At 43.9% G+C, this 16,263-nt stretch carries 15 protein-coding genes; 3 read left to right on the top strand and 12 right to left on the bottom strand.

Annotated elements, in window-relative coordinates; genetic code table 11:
* Positions 1–31: 31 nt before the first annotated feature.
* Entirely contained in the window at positions 32–1,213 is a 1,182-nt protein-coding gene (locus AC30SF_RS02410; RefSeq protein WP_297929765.1) for a cytochrome-c peroxidase, read from the bottom strand.
* Positions 1,214–1,404: 191 nt separating this feature from the next.
* On the opposite strand from AC30SF_RS02410, the gene ytfE reads away from it, so the two are divergent.
* On the top strand, positions 1,405–2,082 hold the full coding sequence (gene ytfE / locus AC30SF_RS02415; protein ID WP_209363092.1) for an iron-sulfur cluster repair protein YtfE: 678 nt from the start codon (positions 1,405–1,407) through the stop codon (positions 2,080–2,082).
* Positions 2,083–3,045: 963 nt separating this feature from the next.
* Here ytfE and dxs read toward each other — a convergent pair.
* The 3 genes from dxs to xseB form a co-directional block, all read right to left on the bottom strand.
* Positions 3,046–4,902: a 1-deoxy-D-xylulose-5-phosphate synthase gene (gene dxs / locus AC30SF_RS02420; RefSeq protein ID WP_489607451.1), complete on the bottom strand. Its 1,857-nt coding sequence runs from the start codon at positions 4,900–4,902 to the stop codon at positions 3,046–3,048.
* A gap of 81 nt (positions 4,903–4,983) precedes the next feature.
* The gene (ispA, locus tag AC30SF_RS02425) at positions 4,984–5,874 is read right to left on the bottom strand and encodes a (2E,6E)-farnesyl diphosphate synthase (RefSeq protein ID WP_489607452.1); all 891 of its coding nucleotides are present in this window, start codon (positions 5,872–5,874) and stop codon (positions 4,984–4,986) included.
* Between the two features lie 10 nt (positions 5,875–5,884).
* The gene (xseB, locus tag AC30SF_RS02430; protein WP_021615675.1) at positions 5,885–6,130 is read right to left on the bottom strand and encodes an exodeoxyribonuclease VII small subunit; all 246 of its coding nucleotides are present in this window, start codon (positions 6,128–6,130) and stop codon (positions 5,885–5,887) included.
* A gap of 208 nt (positions 6,131–6,338) precedes the next feature.
* Between xseB and AC30SF_RS02435 the strand changes: the two genes are divergently transcribed.
* The gene (locus AC30SF_RS02435; protein WP_489607453.1) at positions 6,339–8,198 is read left to right on the top strand and encodes an ATP-binding protein; all 1,860 of its coding nucleotides are present in this window, start codon (positions 6,339–6,341) and stop codon (positions 8,196–8,198) included.
* Between the two features lie 94 nt (positions 8,199–8,292).
* Positions 8,293–8,700 carry a Z-ring associated ZapG family protein gene (locus AC30SF_RS02440; RefSeq protein ID WP_489607454.1) on the top strand — a complete coding sequence of 136 codons (408 nt, stop codon included), beginning with the start codon at positions 8,293–8,295 and terminating at the stop codon, positions 8,698–8,700.
* An 84-nt stretch (positions 8,701–8,784) separates the two neighbouring features.
* Here AC30SF_RS02440 and AC30SF_RS02445 read toward each other — a convergent pair whose 3' ends face one another.
* From AC30SF_RS02445 to AC30SF_RS02480, 8 genes are all read right to left on the bottom strand, one after another.
* On the bottom strand, positions 8,785–9,543 hold the full coding sequence (locus AC30SF_RS02445; protein WP_489607455.1) for an iron ABC transporter ATP-binding protein: 759 nt from the start codon (positions 9,541–9,543) through the stop codon (positions 8,785–8,787).
* Between the two features lie 11 nt (positions 9,544–9,554).
* A complete protein-coding gene (locus tag AC30SF_RS02450) occupies positions 9,555–10,496 on the bottom strand; it encodes an iron chelate uptake ABC transporter family permease subunit (protein ID WP_489607456.1) in 942 nt (313 codons plus the stop codon).
* Positions 10,486–11,451 (bottom strand): ABC transporter permease, encoded by a 966-nt coding sequence (locus AC30SF_RS02455; protein WP_048750275.1) that lies wholly within the window; start codon positions 11,449–11,451, stop codon positions 10,486–10,488. Before AC30SF_RS02455 ends, AC30SF_RS02450 begins: the two co-directional genes overlap by 11 nt.
* A 76-nt stretch (positions 11,452–11,527) precedes the next feature.
* Positions 11,528–12,427, bottom strand: a complete 900-nt coding sequence (locus AC30SF_RS02460) for a siderophore ABC transporter substrate-binding protein (RefSeq protein WP_489608302.1) — start codon at positions 12,425–12,427, stop codon at positions 11,528–11,530.
* A 185-nt stretch (positions 12,428–12,612) separates the two neighbouring features.
* On the bottom strand, positions 12,613–13,380 hold the full coding sequence (fecE, locus tag AC30SF_RS02465; protein WP_489607457.1) for a Fe(3+) dicitrate ABC transporter ATP-binding protein FecE: 768 nt from the start codon (positions 13,378–13,380) through the stop codon (positions 12,613–12,615).
* The gene (fecD, locus tag AC30SF_RS02470; RefSeq protein ID WP_489607458.1) at positions 13,380–14,363 is read right to left on the bottom strand and encodes a Fe(3+) dicitrate ABC transporter permease subunit FecD; all 984 of its coding nucleotides are present in this window, start codon (positions 14,361–14,363) and stop codon (positions 13,380–13,382) included. Before fecD ends, fecE begins: the two co-directional genes overlap by 1 nt.
* Complete coding sequence (gene fecC / locus AC30SF_RS02475) at positions 14,363–15,352, bottom strand: iron-dicitrate ABC transporter permease FecC (protein ID WP_489607459.1); 990 nt, start codon at positions 15,350–15,352, stop codon at positions 14,363–14,365. Before fecC ends, fecD begins: the two co-directional genes overlap by 1 nt.
* Positions 15,352–16,245: a Fe(3+) dicitrate ABC transporter substrate-binding protein FecB gene (locus tag AC30SF_RS02480; protein WP_489607460.1), complete on the bottom strand. Its 894-nt coding sequence runs from the start codon at positions 16,243–16,245 to the stop codon at positions 15,352–15,354. The genes fecC and AC30SF_RS02480 overlap by 1 nt, the downstream gene beginning before the upstream one ends.
* Positions 16,246–16,263 lie beyond the last annotated feature (18 nt).

The following is a 16,263-nucleotide window of genomic DNA, read 5'->3' on the forward strand; positions in this document are numbered from 1 at the left end:
TGCCTGTCAAGGTAAAGCGCGAAAAGTGCGGTCATTTTGACGGGCGTTTTTCAGATTGTCTCAGCAACGTTTCGTAGCGTTCATCTGTTAAGGTTTTCAAAAAGGCTTCAAGGTCGTCTAGTTGTTCATCGCTTAACGCTGGCGCCTTAAGATCGTCCTGATTCATTGTCGCAGCATATTCTGGTGCGTCCCAAGGTTGCTGGGTTTCAGGGTTGAGTTTACGTGCCGGGTTGTTGAAATGATCGAAATATTCCAACACGGTGCGCAAATGTTTAAACACGCCGTTGTGCATATACGGTGCGGTGACGGCAATGTTGCGCAGGGTCGGCACTTTGAATTTGCCTTTTTGGCGTTGATCGCCTTTGACCATTGGGTTATCCAACAAGCCGTTATCGATAAAATCCTGGCTGAGCTGATTATGCGCGATTAAACGCTGATTTTTCGGTACACCCATGTTGTAGTAGCGATAGTTGGTGAAGGTTTCCTCTTTGTGTTCGGCATGCTGCGCTTGGTGGCAGTTGCTGCAGTTGGTTTTGGTGTTATCAAAGAATAACTGCTGACCGCGCTTTTCTTGCGCAGTCATCGCATATTTGCCCTGCAACGATTTGTCGTATTTGCTATCAAAAGGGTGTAATAAGCGTTTTTCTTTTTGGAATACGGCAAGAGCATCTTCCATCGCAGCATAAACGCTATCTACGCTATCCCACGTGGCTTCGCCATAATGTTGGGTTAAGAGCATGAAATACATCGGTGTATTGTAGATCCGTTTAGCCACAGAAAGTTTGTCCGGCATCCCCATTTCCACCGGATTGATTGGGGGGCCACCGGCTTGTTCGGCGACGTTCTTGGCACGCCCGTCCCAGAATTGACCTCCTACATAATCTTGAATTTTTTCATCATAATGAAATTCGGGCGCGTAGCTGGCATAAAGCATGGTTGGTGCATTGCGTGTGCCGAACAGTTTTGGATCATCGCCTTGGGAGACCATTTTGTCTGCACTGTTTTCCCGTAAGTCAACAAAAGCGGTATCCGGGCTGTGACAACTGGAGCAGCTTTGATTACCATGAAAAGAAAGGTTATTGTCAAAAAATAAAATTTGTCCCAATAGGGCTTTATCAATTCCGCCTTTCGGCATTTCACGAGCTTCTTTTTCTAAGGCAAGGGTTGAAAGAGGTAGCCAGACGGCAAATAGCGTGGTCAATAAACGGTTCATGGTGTTTCCTTGTAAAGTGATGCTATTTAGGATACCGCTTTTCGACTTTTCCCGTCTTCCCATTTTAAGGTATGACCTTTGACCTGAATCATATAAAACAAATTTTTTTAAAAAAGCCCTTTATCTTTTTAGAGGATAGTTTACTATTTTACTAGGTTTTTTGTTATTAACACATTATGGGGGAAATTAGAATGTCTTTTGCCGATAAAAAATTAAGTGAAATTGCGATTTCAATTCCGGGATCTACCGCACTTTTACGTGAATATGATTTAGATTTTTGTTGTGGTGGTGCGGATACCTTGGGTGCTGCGGTTGCCGAGAAAAATTTAAATTTAGCAGAAATCGAAGCGCGTTTAACCGAACTACAAGAGAGCAAACAGCAAGATGATGAGCAACGTTGGTTGACTGCACCTTATGCCGAGATCATCGATCATATTATTCATCGTTATCATGAGCGTCATCGTGCTCAGCTACAAGAGCTTATTGTACTGGCTGAACGCGTAGAATCTGTACATGGTGATCGTGATGATTGCCCGGTCGGTGTGGCAGCTGAATTACACAATGTTTATGCCGATTTAAGTAGCCATATGATGAAAGAAGAGCAAATTTTATTTCCAATGATCAAAATGGGCAATTACGCCATGGCAAGAATGCCGATTCAGGTGATGGAACATGAACATGCTGAACATGGCGAACATTTAGAGGTGCTAAAAGCCTTGACCAATAACTTAACGCCACCGGCAGATGCTTGCAATACTTGGCGCGCACTCTATAGCGGCATTAAAGAATTTATGGATGATTTAATGATGCACATTCATACGGAAAATAATATTCTGTTTCCACGTGTGATTGAAGAAGGCAGCCGATAAGCGCAAACTCAAAAATTCAACATTAATAAGCCATTAATACTGTATTAATGGCTTTTTTATTATAGCCAGCCAAAGTCTGGCTATAAAAACCATACGCTATGCGTATGGAGTTAAATAGCTTAAGCGATGAACAGAAAAAATCCTCGCGATATAATGAACAAGGCTGACAACCAAAATTCAGCATATAGGAGGATTATTTACCCCTCGTAGCGTGCAACTTGTTGCACGAATGATTAAAAGATTAACCTTGATGCGTAATTCACGATTTCGTGCAACAAGTTGCACGCTACAATTCACTTTTTATTATAGCCAGCCAAAGTCTGGCTATAAAAGCCATACGCTATGCGTATGGATCCAAATAGCTTAAGCGATGAACAGAAAAAATCCTCGCTATATAATGAACAAGACTGACAACCAAAATTCAACATATAGGACGATTATTTAACCCCTAGTAGCGTGCATCTTGATGCACGACCAAAGTACGCACGGAACGTTATTTAACGCTTTCGGGCATTCATGATTTCGTGCAACAAGTTGCACGCTACGATTCACTAAAATAGTGATATGAAAATAAACACAGTTACCGGTTTTCACAATCCCCTTGAGAGGCTTGTGAAGTATAGACCCTTATAGGGAGCCTAAAAACCGCACGTTTTACGTGCGGATTGTTATTGTTCCTTGACTTGGCGTAAAATACGTCAGAAATCGACCGCACTTTTTCCTTTTCCTTGTTCCCTTTTCCCAAAAAAGAAAAAACCGCTATCCAATTTCTGAATAGCGGGGAGGTCTTAAATATAAGAAAACGTTAAAAGACGACTGCATTTGCAGCGCACTAGCATTTGTTAAGACTGAATATCTGAAAAATAGTTCAACGAAAAGCGAAAATTTCTTTGCTTTTTTTAATAGCGACCAAAAAGAAAAACGACAGAGGGTTGAATCCTCTGTCGTTTTTGATTGGGAGTGCTATTTCTCAGCCAGAAAATCCACGATTTGCTGTTCAATCCCAGCAGCGTCTAATTTTAAATCGGTGAGCGTTTCTGCTTGCGATCCTTGAGGGATAAAGAAATCCGGTAAGCCTAATTGCAACAATTTCACTTGGTGTTGCTGCTGATTCAATACTTCCGCTACCGCACTTCCGGCACCGCCTTGAATCGCATTTTCTTCTAATGTCACCATGAGTTCATGGCTGTTGGCAATCTCGTTAATACGGGCGACATCCAACGGTTTCACAAACCGCATATCAATCACGGTGGCATCCAGTTTTTCCGCGGCAATCAAGGCATTTGGTAAAAGCGTACCAAAATTTAAAATGGCAATTTTTTTACCTTCACGAACACGCTTTGATTTCCCCAATTCCAAGGGGTGTAACGGTTCTAGGGTAACGCCTACGGCATTTCCGCGTGGATAACGCACGGCAGCAGGTTTGCCACAATGATAGCCGGTATAAAGCATTTGGCGGCATTCATTTTCATCGCTTGGTGTCATGATGATAAGATTTGGAATACAGCGCATGAAACTGATATCAAATGCACCTTGGTGAGTTTGACCATCGGCACCGACAATGCCGGCACGGTCAATAGCGAAGAGAATCGGCAGATCTTGAATGGCGACATCATGAATCAGTTGGTCATAAGCGCGTTGCAAGAAAGTTGAATAAATCGCGACCACAGGCTTGTAGCCACCAATCGCTAAACCGGCAGCAAAGGTTACTGCGTGTTGTTCAGCAATCGCCACATCAAAATACTGTTGTGGGAAACGTTGAGAAAATTCCACCATGCCGGAACCTTCGCGCATTGCCGGGGTGATCCCGATAAGTTTTGGATCTCGTTCTGCCATTTCACACAACCAATCGCCGAAAATTTTGGAATAGGTTGGGGTGGCATTCGATTTAGGTAACTGACCGCTTAAATGGTCGAATTTTGGCACGCCATGGAAACCGATAGGATCGTTTTCTGCCGGTGTATAGCCTTTGCCTTTCTTGGTTTTTATGTGGAGTAATTGAGGGCCTTTTAGATCTCGCATATTGCTCAATGTCGCGATTAATTCATCAATATTGTGTCCGTCGATAGGGCCAATATAGTTGAAACCCAATTCTTCGAATAAGGTACTTTCCGGTGAGAACATCACGCCTTTCATGTGTTCTTCGGTTTTTTTCATAAAGTTTTTCACCGTCGGCACTTTATCGAGAATTTTTTTGCTACCGTCACGCACGGTAGAGTAGAACGAACCGGAGAAAATTCGGGCAAGGTGGTTGTTTAACGCGCCGACATTTTCCGAAATAGACATTTCGTTATCATTTAAAATCACCAACATATTGGTGTGCAATGCACCGGCATGATTTAATGCCTCAAATGCCATACCTGCCGTAATGGCGCCATCACCAATAACACAAACCGTTTGTCTTCCGGCATTTTCCCGTTCGGCAGCAATAGCAATGCCTAATCCCGCGCTGATCGATGTAGAGGAGTGCCCTACGCTTAACACGTCAAACTCGCTTTCACCACGCCAAGGGAAGGGGTGTAACCCGCCTTTTTGGCGAATGGTGGACATTTGGTCACGACGACCGGTTAAGATTTTATGCGGATAGGCTTGATGGCCCACATCCCAAATTAACTGATCGAAAGGCGTTTTAAAGACATAATGCAGCGCAACGGTAAGTTCCACCGTGCCTAAACCGGACGCTAAATGTCCGCTACTTTGGCTCACCGATTCCAGCAAATATTCGCGTAGCTCTCGACACACTTGAGGGAGTTGTTCTTTGTTTAACAAGCGTAAATCTTCAGGCGAATTAATCAAGGATAAAAGGGGGTAGTTTTGCATAAGGGTTAATCAATCCAACGTTAAAATTTATCTATCACTACGTTAAAAACAGGTCTAATTTCCACCGCACTTTGGGAGAGATTAGCTTTTTCGTTTAATGATAAATTCCGCCAACGCATAAAGTGCGGTGGTATCAAAAGGTAAATCTTTGAGTTCGGCTAATGCCATTTCGTAAAGTTCTTGTGCTTTTTGTTTGGCACCTTCCAGCCCCAATAATTTCGGATAAGTGCTTTTATCAGCCGTCAAGTCGGAGCCGACCGTTTTGCCGATGGTTTCGCTGTCGCCCTCAATGTCTAAAATATCATCTTGTACTTGGAAGGCGAGCCCAATTGCCGTGGCGTAGCGTTCCAGCTGTTGTGCTAAAGCCTTGTCTGCAAAATGAGGCGAGCAAATAAAGCCCATAGTGAGCGCTGCAGTGAGCAAGGCACCGGTTTTATTTAAATGGATGTGTTCTAATTCTTGCAGGCTGATGACTTTGTGTTCTGATATTAAATCTAAACTTTGTCCCAAGCACATGCCTTTGACACCGGAGGCGGCACTTAAGGTTTTAATGAGCGCCAGCTTTTGTTCCGCTGATAGCGTTGGAATATCCGTTAAAATCTCAAAGGCAAAGGCTTGCAATGCATCACCGGCTAAAATCGCGGTGGCTTCGTCAAACGCAATGTGGCAAGTTTTATGGCCGCGACGCAATTCATCGTCGTCCATGGCAGGCAAATCATCATGAATCAATGAATAAGCATGAATGGCTTCAATGGCGGCTGCCGCATAATCAAGCTGCGCTAAATCGGCACCGAGCATTCTGCCGGTGGCATAAACTAAAAAGGGGCGAATGCGTTTTCCACCCAACAATAAGCCATATTTCATGGCGTCAGCTAAAGGCGCGGGCGCGCTATCAAGGTGGGCAAATTGCTCTGCTAAAAAGTGATTAATTCGCTGCTGAACTTGCTGTAAATCTTCTGAGAACTGATACATTACCGCCCCGTTATTCTTCCGCTTGATAATCGCTAAGTTTGGCACTTTCGTTTTTTTGTAACAAAATTTGGATGTGCTGTTCCGCTTGCTGTAAGCGTTCTTGACCTAACTGAGCCAGTTTGATGCCTTGTTCAAAATCTTTTAATGCCTCTTCAAGAGAAAGGTCGTTATTTTCCAAACGGGAGACGATTTCTTCCAGTTGTTTTAACGTATTTTCAAAATCCGGTTCATTTTTCTCAGCCGGTTTGCGCGCCATGGTCTCATCCTTTTTTGCAGCAAAATAGAATTGCCGTATTCTACTTGATTTTTCGTGCTTTTGTTAGGAAGAATTGCGTGCTGCTGGCAGAAAAGTGCGGTCGAAATATACGGTGTTTTTTGACCGCACTTGTGTGTGATGAGAAAACTTTTCCGCGTAAATGGTGCAATTCAGGTACAATGCGCATTATTTGAGGTAACGGGATCTTATGAAAAAAATCAAACATTTTGGCAGTTTTGCCCATCGCTATGTGGAGTGGGTCGTTCGTTTAGGGAAAATCCGTTTCTCGCTGTTAGGCGTGATGATTTTGGCGATTTTGGCGTTGTGTACCCAAATGGTGCTCAGCCTGATTTTTGTCGGAAAAATCTACTGGCAGGATTTGCTCCGTTCGATCGTATTCGGAATGATTTCAGCGCCTTTTGTGATTTATTTTTTCACGTTATTGGTAGAAAAGCTGGAATATTCCCGGCAGGCACTTTCCCATTCTGTTGCAGAACTGAAAAGTGAAGTAAAAGAGCGGCTGTTGGTGGAAAGCCGTTTGTCGGCAGCGTTAGACAAAGTGGAGAAAATTAGCCGCGACAAAACCACCTTGATGACAACGATCAGCCACGAGTTGCGCACCCCGTTAAACGGCATTATCGGATTAAGCCGCATTTTGTTGGAAGAGCATCCCACCGAACGCCAACGCAATTATTTAAAAACCATCAATAGCAGTGCGATTTCTTTGTCGCATATTTTCAGCGATATTATCGATTTAGAAAAAATTGATGCCCGCCGCATTGAATTGCATCGCAAAGAAACGGATTTTTATGCCTTGCTCAATGACATTAGCAATTTCGCTGTATTAATGGTGGAAGAAAAACGTCTTGAATTTCACTTAGATTGCCCGCCAAGCTTGCCAAACTGGTTGATGTTGGACGGTGTGCGGTTAAATCAAATTTTATGGAACTTGATTACCAATGCAGTGAAATTTACCCAACAAGGCAGCGTAACCTTATCGGTTGAACAAATTGCCAATAATGAATTTGCGATTCGCGTGACGGATACGGGCATCGGCATTGGTGAAGCCGATTTAGAAAAAATCTTCGAGCTATATTATCAAGTGAGTTCTAACCGTAATAAATCCTTGGGGAGCGGCATTGGGTTATCGGTGTCCAAAGCCATAGCTCAATTAATGGGAGGCGATTTAACCGTTACCAGCAAAATGGGGCAGGGATCCACCTTTCTGTTAACGTTTAAGGCAGAAGAGGCTTTTCGTCCGTCAGAAAACGACAGCAAGTTGCCATTAAAGCTTAATATCTTGTTGGTGGAGGATATTGAAGTGAATGTGGTGGTGGCGAAATCCTTGCTGGAAAAATTGGGTTACCAAATTGATGTCGCGATGACCGGTGCGCAGGCGATCGAAAAATTTGAGCAAAATTATTATGATTTGGTGTTTTTGGATATTCAGTTGCCGGATATGTCAGGCTTTGATATTGCCCATCACTTACGCCAAAACTACGAAAATGGCATTTATGATTTCCTGCCACCGCTCATTGCCTTGACGGCAAATGTCGTGCAGAAAAAAGAAGAATATGTCGCGCAAGGCATGGATGATGTCATTCACAAACCGCTGTCGTTAGATGAGTTGAATCAGTGTCTGTTCGATTATTTCGGCGAAGAAATCACGCAATTTGAACTCACCGACACCAAGCAACCTGAGGCTTCTGCCGATTTTGACACGAAAATGTTGGGCGAATTGGTGGAAATGCTGGGGGTGAAATTTGTGCAAGATAATCTCACCCTATTTGAACACACCATGGCAGGATACGCCATTGAATTACAGCAGGCCTATCAAGCCTATTTGCAGGATCCGGCATTGAAAGCTAATGTGCTTGCCTTAGCGCATAAAATTAAAGGGGCATTGGCTTCCGTTGGGTTAAAACGCTTGCAGGAAATTGCATCACTCTCACAAAATGCCGAGACAGCACAATGGCAGGAGAATATTGCCCTTTGGTGCCAACAACTGAGCGAAGAATGGCAAGAGGATGTGGAAAAACTGAGAGCGTGGCTAAAACAGTACGTTTAATATTATCGTTATGTGATCTTGCCCATAGAAATATAAAAACGTTCAAGCTATGATAATAGCGGTTTTTTTCTATTCAATGATAAAGGAGTGATTTATGCAATCTTGGACACCGGAAATGTGGCGAGCCGCGTTGCTTGGTTTGGTTGTGGGATTCGCGATAGGGTATTTTTTATTGCGTTTTACCAAAGGTTCTGTGAAAAAACAGGTGAAAACCGAAACGGAATTACGCCAATTAAAAGCACAATTAGAGAATCAAAAGCAACAACTTGAAAAACATTTTGCGGAAAGCGCAAATCTCTTAAAAACGTTAGCGCAGGATTATCAACATTTATATCAGCATTTTGCCGGCGCTTCTGTTCAATTATTGCCTGAATTAGATGACAAAGCCTTATTCCAAGAGCATAAGCTTGATGTGACCGGCGAGGTTTCACCGACAACGCCGGACGATCAGCCGAAAGATTATTCGGAAGGTTCTTCCGGGTTATTAAAGGCCGAAAGATAAGGATTTTTCCTTAGAGTAAAGTGCGGTGGATTTTTCGGTTGTTTTAAACAGGATGAAAATCTACCGCACTTTTCAAATAATCTACTACATATGATGTACGACCAGTCTTTTCCTCTGATGGGTCAACACTTCCGCCTCTAAATTAAATACCGTTTTTAAATTTTCTTGGGTAATGATTTCTTCCGGTGTGCCGATCATAGCAATTTCACCATTTTTCATGGCAACAATGGTATCAGCATAGGCGGCTGCCATATTGATGTCATGCACCACCATAACGGTAGTCAGTGCCAGTTCATCGGTCAGTTGACGTAGCAAGCGCATTAGCTCGCGTGCGTGGAACATATCCAGATTATTTAACGGCTCATCAAGTAGCACATGATCGGTTTTTTGACAGAACGTCATGGAAATCAGGGCGCGTTGACGTTGACCGCCGGAAAGTTCGCTAAGAAAACGATTAGCTAAGGGGGCTAATTCAAAACGTTGTAAGGCATCGCGGATGATGGCATTGTCTTCTTCCGTTGGACGCCCTTGATGGTGCGGATAACGGCCGAAAATTAACAAATCTTTTACCGTAATACGACTATGAATCACGTTATCTTGGGTCAGAATTGCCAGGTTTTGCGCAATTGTGCGTGATGGCGTGGTGGCAATATCCATATCATTGAGCCAAATTTGCCCTTGTTGAATCGGATTTAAGCGCGCAACCAAAGAGAGTAGCGTGGATTTACCGGCACCATTAGCGCCGATCAATGCGGTAATGCCACCGTTGGGGATGGTGAGATTAATGTTATTTAAAATCGTCGCCTGATTGATTTTATAGGTTATATTTTCAATTTTTATCACAAGAAATTCCTTTATTTTGCCCGTCTTAACATCAAATAGATAAACACCAATCCACCGACAAATTCGATAACTACGCTAAGCACCCCCTGCATCTTCATCACCTGTTCAAATACGACTTGACCGCTTACTAATGTGATGGCCGACACCATAAACGTCATTGGGATGCGAATGCTGTGGTGCATGGTCGGGCTGATGGCGTTGACGATGGCGCAAACCAATAAGCCTAAAAACAGAATCGGTCCCACAAGTGCGGTGGAAATTGACACTAAAAATGCGCAGCAAATGAGTAATTGGCGGCTGAACTGATGATATTCCAAGCCTAATCCGATAGCGCGTTCACGCCCCAGTAAGAGTACATCTAATTTAAAACGTTGTTGCCAAATCCACAGGGCGCTGACCAATGTAATGACAGTACCAATCCATAATAAGGTTGGGTTCACCGTGTTAAAACTGGCAAAGGAAGATCCTTGCGCCACGGCGAATTCATTGGGGTCGATCATGCGTTGTAGCAAGTTATTCACGCTACGGAAAAGCACGCCGAAAATAATCCCCACCAAAATCATACGGGCGAGATCGCTATTGTTTTTGCTGAGTGTACGGAATAACAGGAGTGCACCAAGCAACATAAGCAAGGTTTCAAAGGCAAATTTGCCGGCCACATTGAGTTGTGTAAATCCAATTCCGCCGAAGAGAAACACTAAAATGCTTTGCACCAATAAATATAAGGAGTCAAAGCCTAAAATGCTGGGGGTTAGAATCGGGTTATTGGTTAAGGTTTGGAATAGCAATGTAGATATGCCAATGGTGTAGGCCATTATCAGCAATAACAACAGTTTTTTTCCACGAAACGGCAAAATGAAATCCCAGTTACCATTGGCGTGATAGGTCATAAAAAAGATGCAAGCAAACGTGAGTAGGGCACCGAGTAATAACATGACGCGATTATTTTGCATTGGCTTTCCCCTTAAATAACAAATAGAGGAAAATCAATGTGCCGACAATGCCGAAAATGGTTGAAATCGGTACTTCATAAGGTGCGTTAATGACTCGGCCTATAATGTCGCAAATCAAGACTAAATTGGCGCCGAGCAATACAACCGAAGGCAGATTTTGGCGTAATCGGTCACCGGCTAAGCGGGAAATAATATTTGGTACAACCAGGCCGATAAAGGGAATTTGCCCAACGGTGACTACGACTACCGCAGTAATCATCGCCACTACAATTAACGCAAACCACGTCATTTGACGATAATTAATCCCTAAGCCGGTACTGATATTTTTCCCCAGTCCGGTAATGCTCAGACGATCGGCCATAATATAAACCACCACAGCAAGGGCGGCGGTGAGCCATAATAATTCATAACGTCCTGCCAAGATGCCGGAAAAATCGCCGGAAAACCAAATGGACAAGGTTTGTAAGCTGTCTGTTTCGTAGGCAAGAAAGGTGGTCATCGCCTCAATAATATTGCCGAACACAATCCCCACCAACGGAACCATGAGACGTTGATGTGGCGGTAATTGCTGTAACAATAAGGTAAAAATGCCCATGCCGATGAGTGCGGAGACGGTGGCGACAGACATTTTGAGAAGCAAGGCGGCGCTTGGAAATAATAGGCTGGTTAATAAAATCCCCAATGCCGCGCTTTGACTGGCGCCGATCATGCCCGGCTCAATAAAGCGATTTTTTAAGACAATTTGTAATACCATGCCTGCTACGCCAAGGGTCGCTCCCACTAAAATCACGGCGAAGGTACGAGGTAATCGACTGACTAGCAGGACTTGCATTTGTTCCGGTTGAGAAAAAAATTGAGACCAATGGAAATCGGCTACGCCCACGGTAATACTTAATGCGGCGAGTAATACAAGAATTAAAAAATTAATCCGATTTAACGTGAAAATTCCAGACATGATGTTTTTTTAAGTAATAAAAACGTTCTCTCCGCTTGGCATGAAGGCGATACAACGGAGAGAACGATAAGCATGATTATTTTTTCTCGAAAGCGGTTTTAATCGCGTTTAAGTCCGTTTTTAATTGTTCCGCACCGCCCGGCGCTAAGTAGGAAGCGCTACTGAGATAAACGACATTACCGTTTTTCCAGGCTTTAGTGCGACGAACCAATTCATTATCCAACACGTCTTTGGCGGTTTTACCTTCTTCGCCAATAGCAGAAATGCGATCTAACACAAACAACCAGTCAGGATTGGTTTTTTCAATAAACTCAAAGCTCGCCGGTTGGCCATGACCGGTACCTTTAATGCTCGGATCCGCCATTGGTACGCCAAGTTCATCATGAATAAAACTTAAACGATAACCGCTACCGAATGCGGAAATTTTGCCACCGTTGACTAAAATAATTAAACCGTTGCCTTTGTCTTTCACGGCGGCTTTAGTGTCTTTTAATAAGGTTTCCAATTCACCTTTTAACTTATCTGCAGCCGCTTGTTTATCAAATAAACGGCCGAAACTGTCAATGCGTTGAATGCCGCTTTCCACTAATTTATTGCCGTTGTCGGTTAAATCAATGGTTTTGGCAATGGCACTGACATCGTCAAATTTTTTGGCTGTACGCGTGCCGACAATGATTAACTCAGGTTTTAGTTCATTTAAGGCTTCCAGATTTGGCTCAAAAATGGTGCCGACATTTTTGGCCGACGCCAAGGTTGGTTTTAAATACGGAAGGAGTTTTGCCACATCTGCTGCGCCATCCACTTTCACGCCTAAGGCTTGCAAGGTATCTAAACTGCCGGTATCAAACACTGCAATTTTCGCCGGTGGCGCACTTAACGTGACATCACCACGTGCCGTGGGAATCGTAACCTCTTTTGCCAATGCGGACGTTGCCATCGCAATACAGGTGAGTGTTAACAATGCCTTTTTTAACATCATAAGTCTCCTTGGTATATGTGATTGAAAACAATTCTCAACTATTTTAACGGAAGTTAGACAAAAAATGAATGGGGTTTTATAGCGAAATGACATAATAGAATGTGATTACAGAATATGATTTTAGAAAGTGCGAATAGGGGCAACTTATCATGCTCGCCCCCAGATTATGACCGCACTTTTGTTTACTTCAAAATAAACATAGGTGTTTGGCTAATTGGATCGCGGTGAATCACTACTTCTAAATCAAACACCTCTTTTAACAGTCCCTCTGTCATCACTTCGTCAGGCGTCCCTTGGGCCATAAGGTTGCCGTCTTTGAGAACGATTAAATAATCACAATAACGACAAGCCTGATTTAAATCATGGAGTACCGTAATGACGGTTTTGCCGTTTTGTTGCATTTGACGCATCATGCCCATGAGTTCCGCTTGTCGGTTGAGATCCAAATAAGTGGTTGGTTCATCTAACAGAACAAGCTCTGCATCTTGCGCTAATGTCATGGCTAAGAAAACCCGTTGTTGTTGCCCGCCGGATAAATCCGATACCAAATGTTCCGCCAGTTCCGCGGTGTGGGTTTGTTCCATAGCCCAAGCCACTAATTGCTCATCTTTATCACTTAATTTGCCCCACAAATTCAAATAAGGCGAACGGCCGTAAGCAATTAATTCGCGTACCTTAATGCCTTCCGGCACCAAATGTTGTTGTGGCAAGAACGCTAATTGTTTGGCGTATTCTTTCGGGGTGCTTTGCCAAATATCTTTGCCTTTGTGAGTAATTGTGCCTAGACGAGGTTTGAGCAGACGGGCCACTGCTTTCAGTGTTGTGGATTTGCCACACCCGTTCGGGCCAATTAAGGCAATAATTTTGTTGCTAGGAAAGCTGAGAGATAAATCCTGTACGATAGTTTTATCTTGATAGCTTAATTGTAACTTATTGATCTCAATGCTCATTATTTCGTTCTCATCAATAAATAGAAGAAGTAAGGGGCGCCGATAATGGCGGTGAGAATACCGGCTGGCAGTTCTGTCGGCGGATCGATAACCCGCGCTAAAATATCGGAAATTTGTAACAACAACGTGCCGATTAGCATGGCCGCCGGCAATAATGTGCGGTGACGTCCACCGACCAATTTGCGTGCTAAGTGCGGTGCAACTAAACCGAGAAATGCGATGGGGCCGCAAATGGCGACGGCTGTGGTGGAAAGTGCAACAGCCAGCACTAATACCAAGATTTGCGTTTTATTTACGCTTACTCCCAAGGTGGCCGCTTTGTTTTCACCTAAACCTAAGGTGTCCAAATCTCGGCAGAAAATAAACGGTAACGGCAATAACACCAACAACCAAGGCAAAACGACATCGACATAAGCCCAACTTCTGCCCCACAAACTTCCGGTGAGCCAAAGCATAGCCGTGTTGATTTCTACCGGATTGGTTAGCATTAAATAATGGCTGATTGCCGCCCATAGGGCAGAAAGCGCCACGCCGATAATGGCCATTTTGATCGGGCGGAAGTTAAAAGCACATATCATCCATAACAAAATGAAAGACAGGACACCGCCGATAAAGGCAAAAATCGGTAGCCAGTAAAAGGCCAAATTTGGTAGGAAGATTAATACGGTGACGGCGACTAAACCGGCGGCGTTATTGATTCCTAAAATATCAGGAGAGGCCAACGGATTACGCACGACACTTTGCACCAACACCCCGGAAATGGCCAATGCACCGCCGATAATAATGGCGAGTAGCGCGCGTGGCAGACGGTATTCCATTAAAGTGAAATAGTTTTTATCATCAGGGTGAAAGGCCTGGCTAATTTCATCAAAGGATAGCGTGTAAGTGCCGTAACGAATGCTTAATACAAATAATAGCGCGACCGTACAGAGTGCCGATAAGTAAAAGCCGATTGCACGGAATCCTGAATGAGAACGGCGCATTAGTGTTTTCCTCTGGCAAATAAGACAAAGATTGGCGCACCGATTAAGGCCAAAATGGCGCCGGCAGGCACTTCACTTGGGAAATCAACAGCACGGGCAACGGTATCAGCGGCCAACATTAAAATGGCGCCTAATAACATGGACATAGGTAATGATTTTCGTAGATCATAGCCGATCCAATAACGTGCTAAGTGTGGAATTAACAAACCGATAAAGGCGACCGGGCCGGCTACGCTAACGGCTGAACCCACAATTAATAATGCGATGATATTGGCATACCAACGCAGACGGAACAGGTTAATTCCCAAGGATTGAGCGGATTCGTCGCTCAAATTGAGTAAATTTAAACGGCTGGCAAAGAAGAGGCAAAAGAGTGCGCTCGATAGCAGAAACGGCCAAATAGCGTGCCATTCGTTCCAGCGGGCGTGAGAAATGCCGCCGGCAAGCCAACTCATTACGCCAAAGGCATGATCTTCCGACATAATTAACACTAATTTGGTGAGGGCAGTACACAATAACGACACGGCAATACCCGCCAAAATCACGCGGCTGCGATCGCCACTACTGTCTTTCCACGCGTTGCTGATCAACATTACAACCAACCAACTGATTCCACCGCCGATACTTGCCACCAAGGCAATGCTATAGCCTGATAATAAGGCCGGGCTAATGGCAGTCGTCGTTACCATAGCCAAACTTGCGCCGGAATTGACGCTTAATAGCGTTGGTGAGGCCAGTGGGTTGCGGGTGATGGTTTGTAATAATGCCCCGGCTACTGCTAAATTAGCGCCTAATGCGATCGCCACTAATGCCCGCGGAAAGCGTAAATCGACCACGGTAATCTTGGCCAATTCATCGCTATTGGGGAAAAAGGCGTTTAGCGCATCTAATGGTGAAATTTCAATAGGGTAGTATAAAAACAGGCTTCCCCATAACAAGAAAGCCAGTCCTAGTAGGGGCAAGCCCCAACGAAAAGCTGTGCCAAACATTATTTTTGATTAACGAATTGTTCAACTTGTTTTGCCATGATCTCGCTGGCCGTAATGCCGCGTCCGCGTGCCCACATATCGGCATTGACGCTAAATACACGTTTGGCTTTTACGGCAGGAATGGCTTGCCATAATGGTTCAGCTTCCCATTTGCGGGCAATACTTTCTTGGCGATAGTGGGCGATAAACATATAGTCTGGTTTTTCCATCACGAGTTGCTCAAGATTGATTTCAGCAAAGGCTTGAGTGGCGTTTGGTAATTTTGGCGAGTTAAAACCTAGAACACCAAGGAAACTAGCGACATAACCACTGTCATTTTGTAAATTGAATTTGTCTTCGCGAGAGGTGCCGAAAACCCCTTTTTTGCCTTTCACATTGATATTTTGCGCAATGCTTTCGATAATTTTATTGTGTTTATCAATTTGCAATTTCATTTCACTGCCTTTACCGACAACATCGCCGATTTTTTGTGCCGTATCAAGATTTTCCTGATAGCTTTCATGGCGGGAGTCAAACATCATGGTCGGGGCGATTTTTTTTAATTCTTCATAAACTGCTGTATGACGAGAAGGATCAGCGATAATTAAATCGGGTTTTAATGCGGCAATGGCTTCAAGACTAGGTTGTGAACGGGTACCGACAGATTGCCAAGGTTGTATCTTATCTCGTACTTCCTGCAAAATGCGGGTTTTATCGTTGTCATCGGCAACGCCGACCGGGCTAACACCAACTTGAGCAAGGGCATCAACGAAAGAATATTCTAACGCGACAATGCGACTTGGGGTTTTATCTATAGTGAATTCACCTTTAGCATCGGTGACGGTCACAGCACTTGCCGTCACAGAAGTCATAAGAAAAAGAGAAGTAAGGGTTGCTTTGACGAATTTTTTCATTTCCGATTCCTCTGTCAT

This window comes from Aggregatibacter valvarum (assembly GCF_980468985.1).

Coding starts and splice junctions, on each gene's coding strand:
- ispA (WP_489607452.1), bottom strand. CDS start 5,874: ATGTATCAGTTCTCAGAAGATTTACAGCAAGTTCAGCAGCGAATTAAT.
- AC30SF_RS02460 (WP_489608302.1), bottom strand. CDS start 12,427: ATGTTAAAAAAGGCATTGTTAACACTCACCTGTATTGCGATGGCAACG.
- AC30SF_RS02435 (WP_489607453.1), top strand. CDS start 6,339: ATGAAAAAAATCAAACATTTTGGCAGTTTTGCCCATCGCTATGTGGAG.
- fecE (WP_489607457.1), bottom strand. CDS start 13,380: ATGAGCATTGAGATCAATAAGTTACAATTAAGCTATCAAGATAAAACT.
- fecC (WP_489607459.1), bottom strand. CDS start 15,352: ATGTTTGGCACAGCTTTTCGTTGGGGCTTGCCCCTACTAGGACTGGCT.
- AC30SF_RS02480 (WP_489607460.1), bottom strand. CDS start 16,245: ATGAAAAAATTCGTCAAAGCAACCCTTACTTCTCTTTTTCTTATGACT.
- AC30SF_RS02410 (WP_297929765.1), bottom strand. CDS start 1,213: ATGAACCGTTTATTGACCACGCTATTTGCCGTCTGGCTACCTCTTTCA.
- dxs (WP_489607451.1), bottom strand. CDS start 4,902: ATGCAAAACTACCCCCTTTTATCCTTGATTAATTCGCCTGAAGATTTA.
- ytfE (WP_209363092.1), top strand. CDS start 1,405: ATGTCTTTTGCCGATAAAAAATTAAGTGAAATTGCGATTTCAATTCCG.
- xseB (WP_021615675.1), bottom strand. CDS start 6,130: ATGGCGCGCAAACCGGCTGAGAAAAATGAACCGGATTTTGAAAATACG.
- AC30SF_RS02450 (WP_489607456.1), bottom strand. CDS start 10,496: ATGCAAAATAATCGCGTCATGTTATTACTCGGTGCCCTACTCACGTTT.
- AC30SF_RS02440 (WP_489607454.1), top strand. CDS start 8,293: ATGCAATCTTGGACACCGGAAATGTGGCGAGCCGCGTTGCTTGGTTTG.
- fecD (WP_489607458.1), bottom strand. CDS start 14,363: ATGCGCCGTTCTCATTCAGGATTCCGTGCAATCGGCTTTTACTTATCG.
- AC30SF_RS02455 (WP_048750275.1), bottom strand. CDS start 11,451: ATGTCTGGAATTTTCACGTTAAATCGGATTAATTTTTTAATTCTTGTA.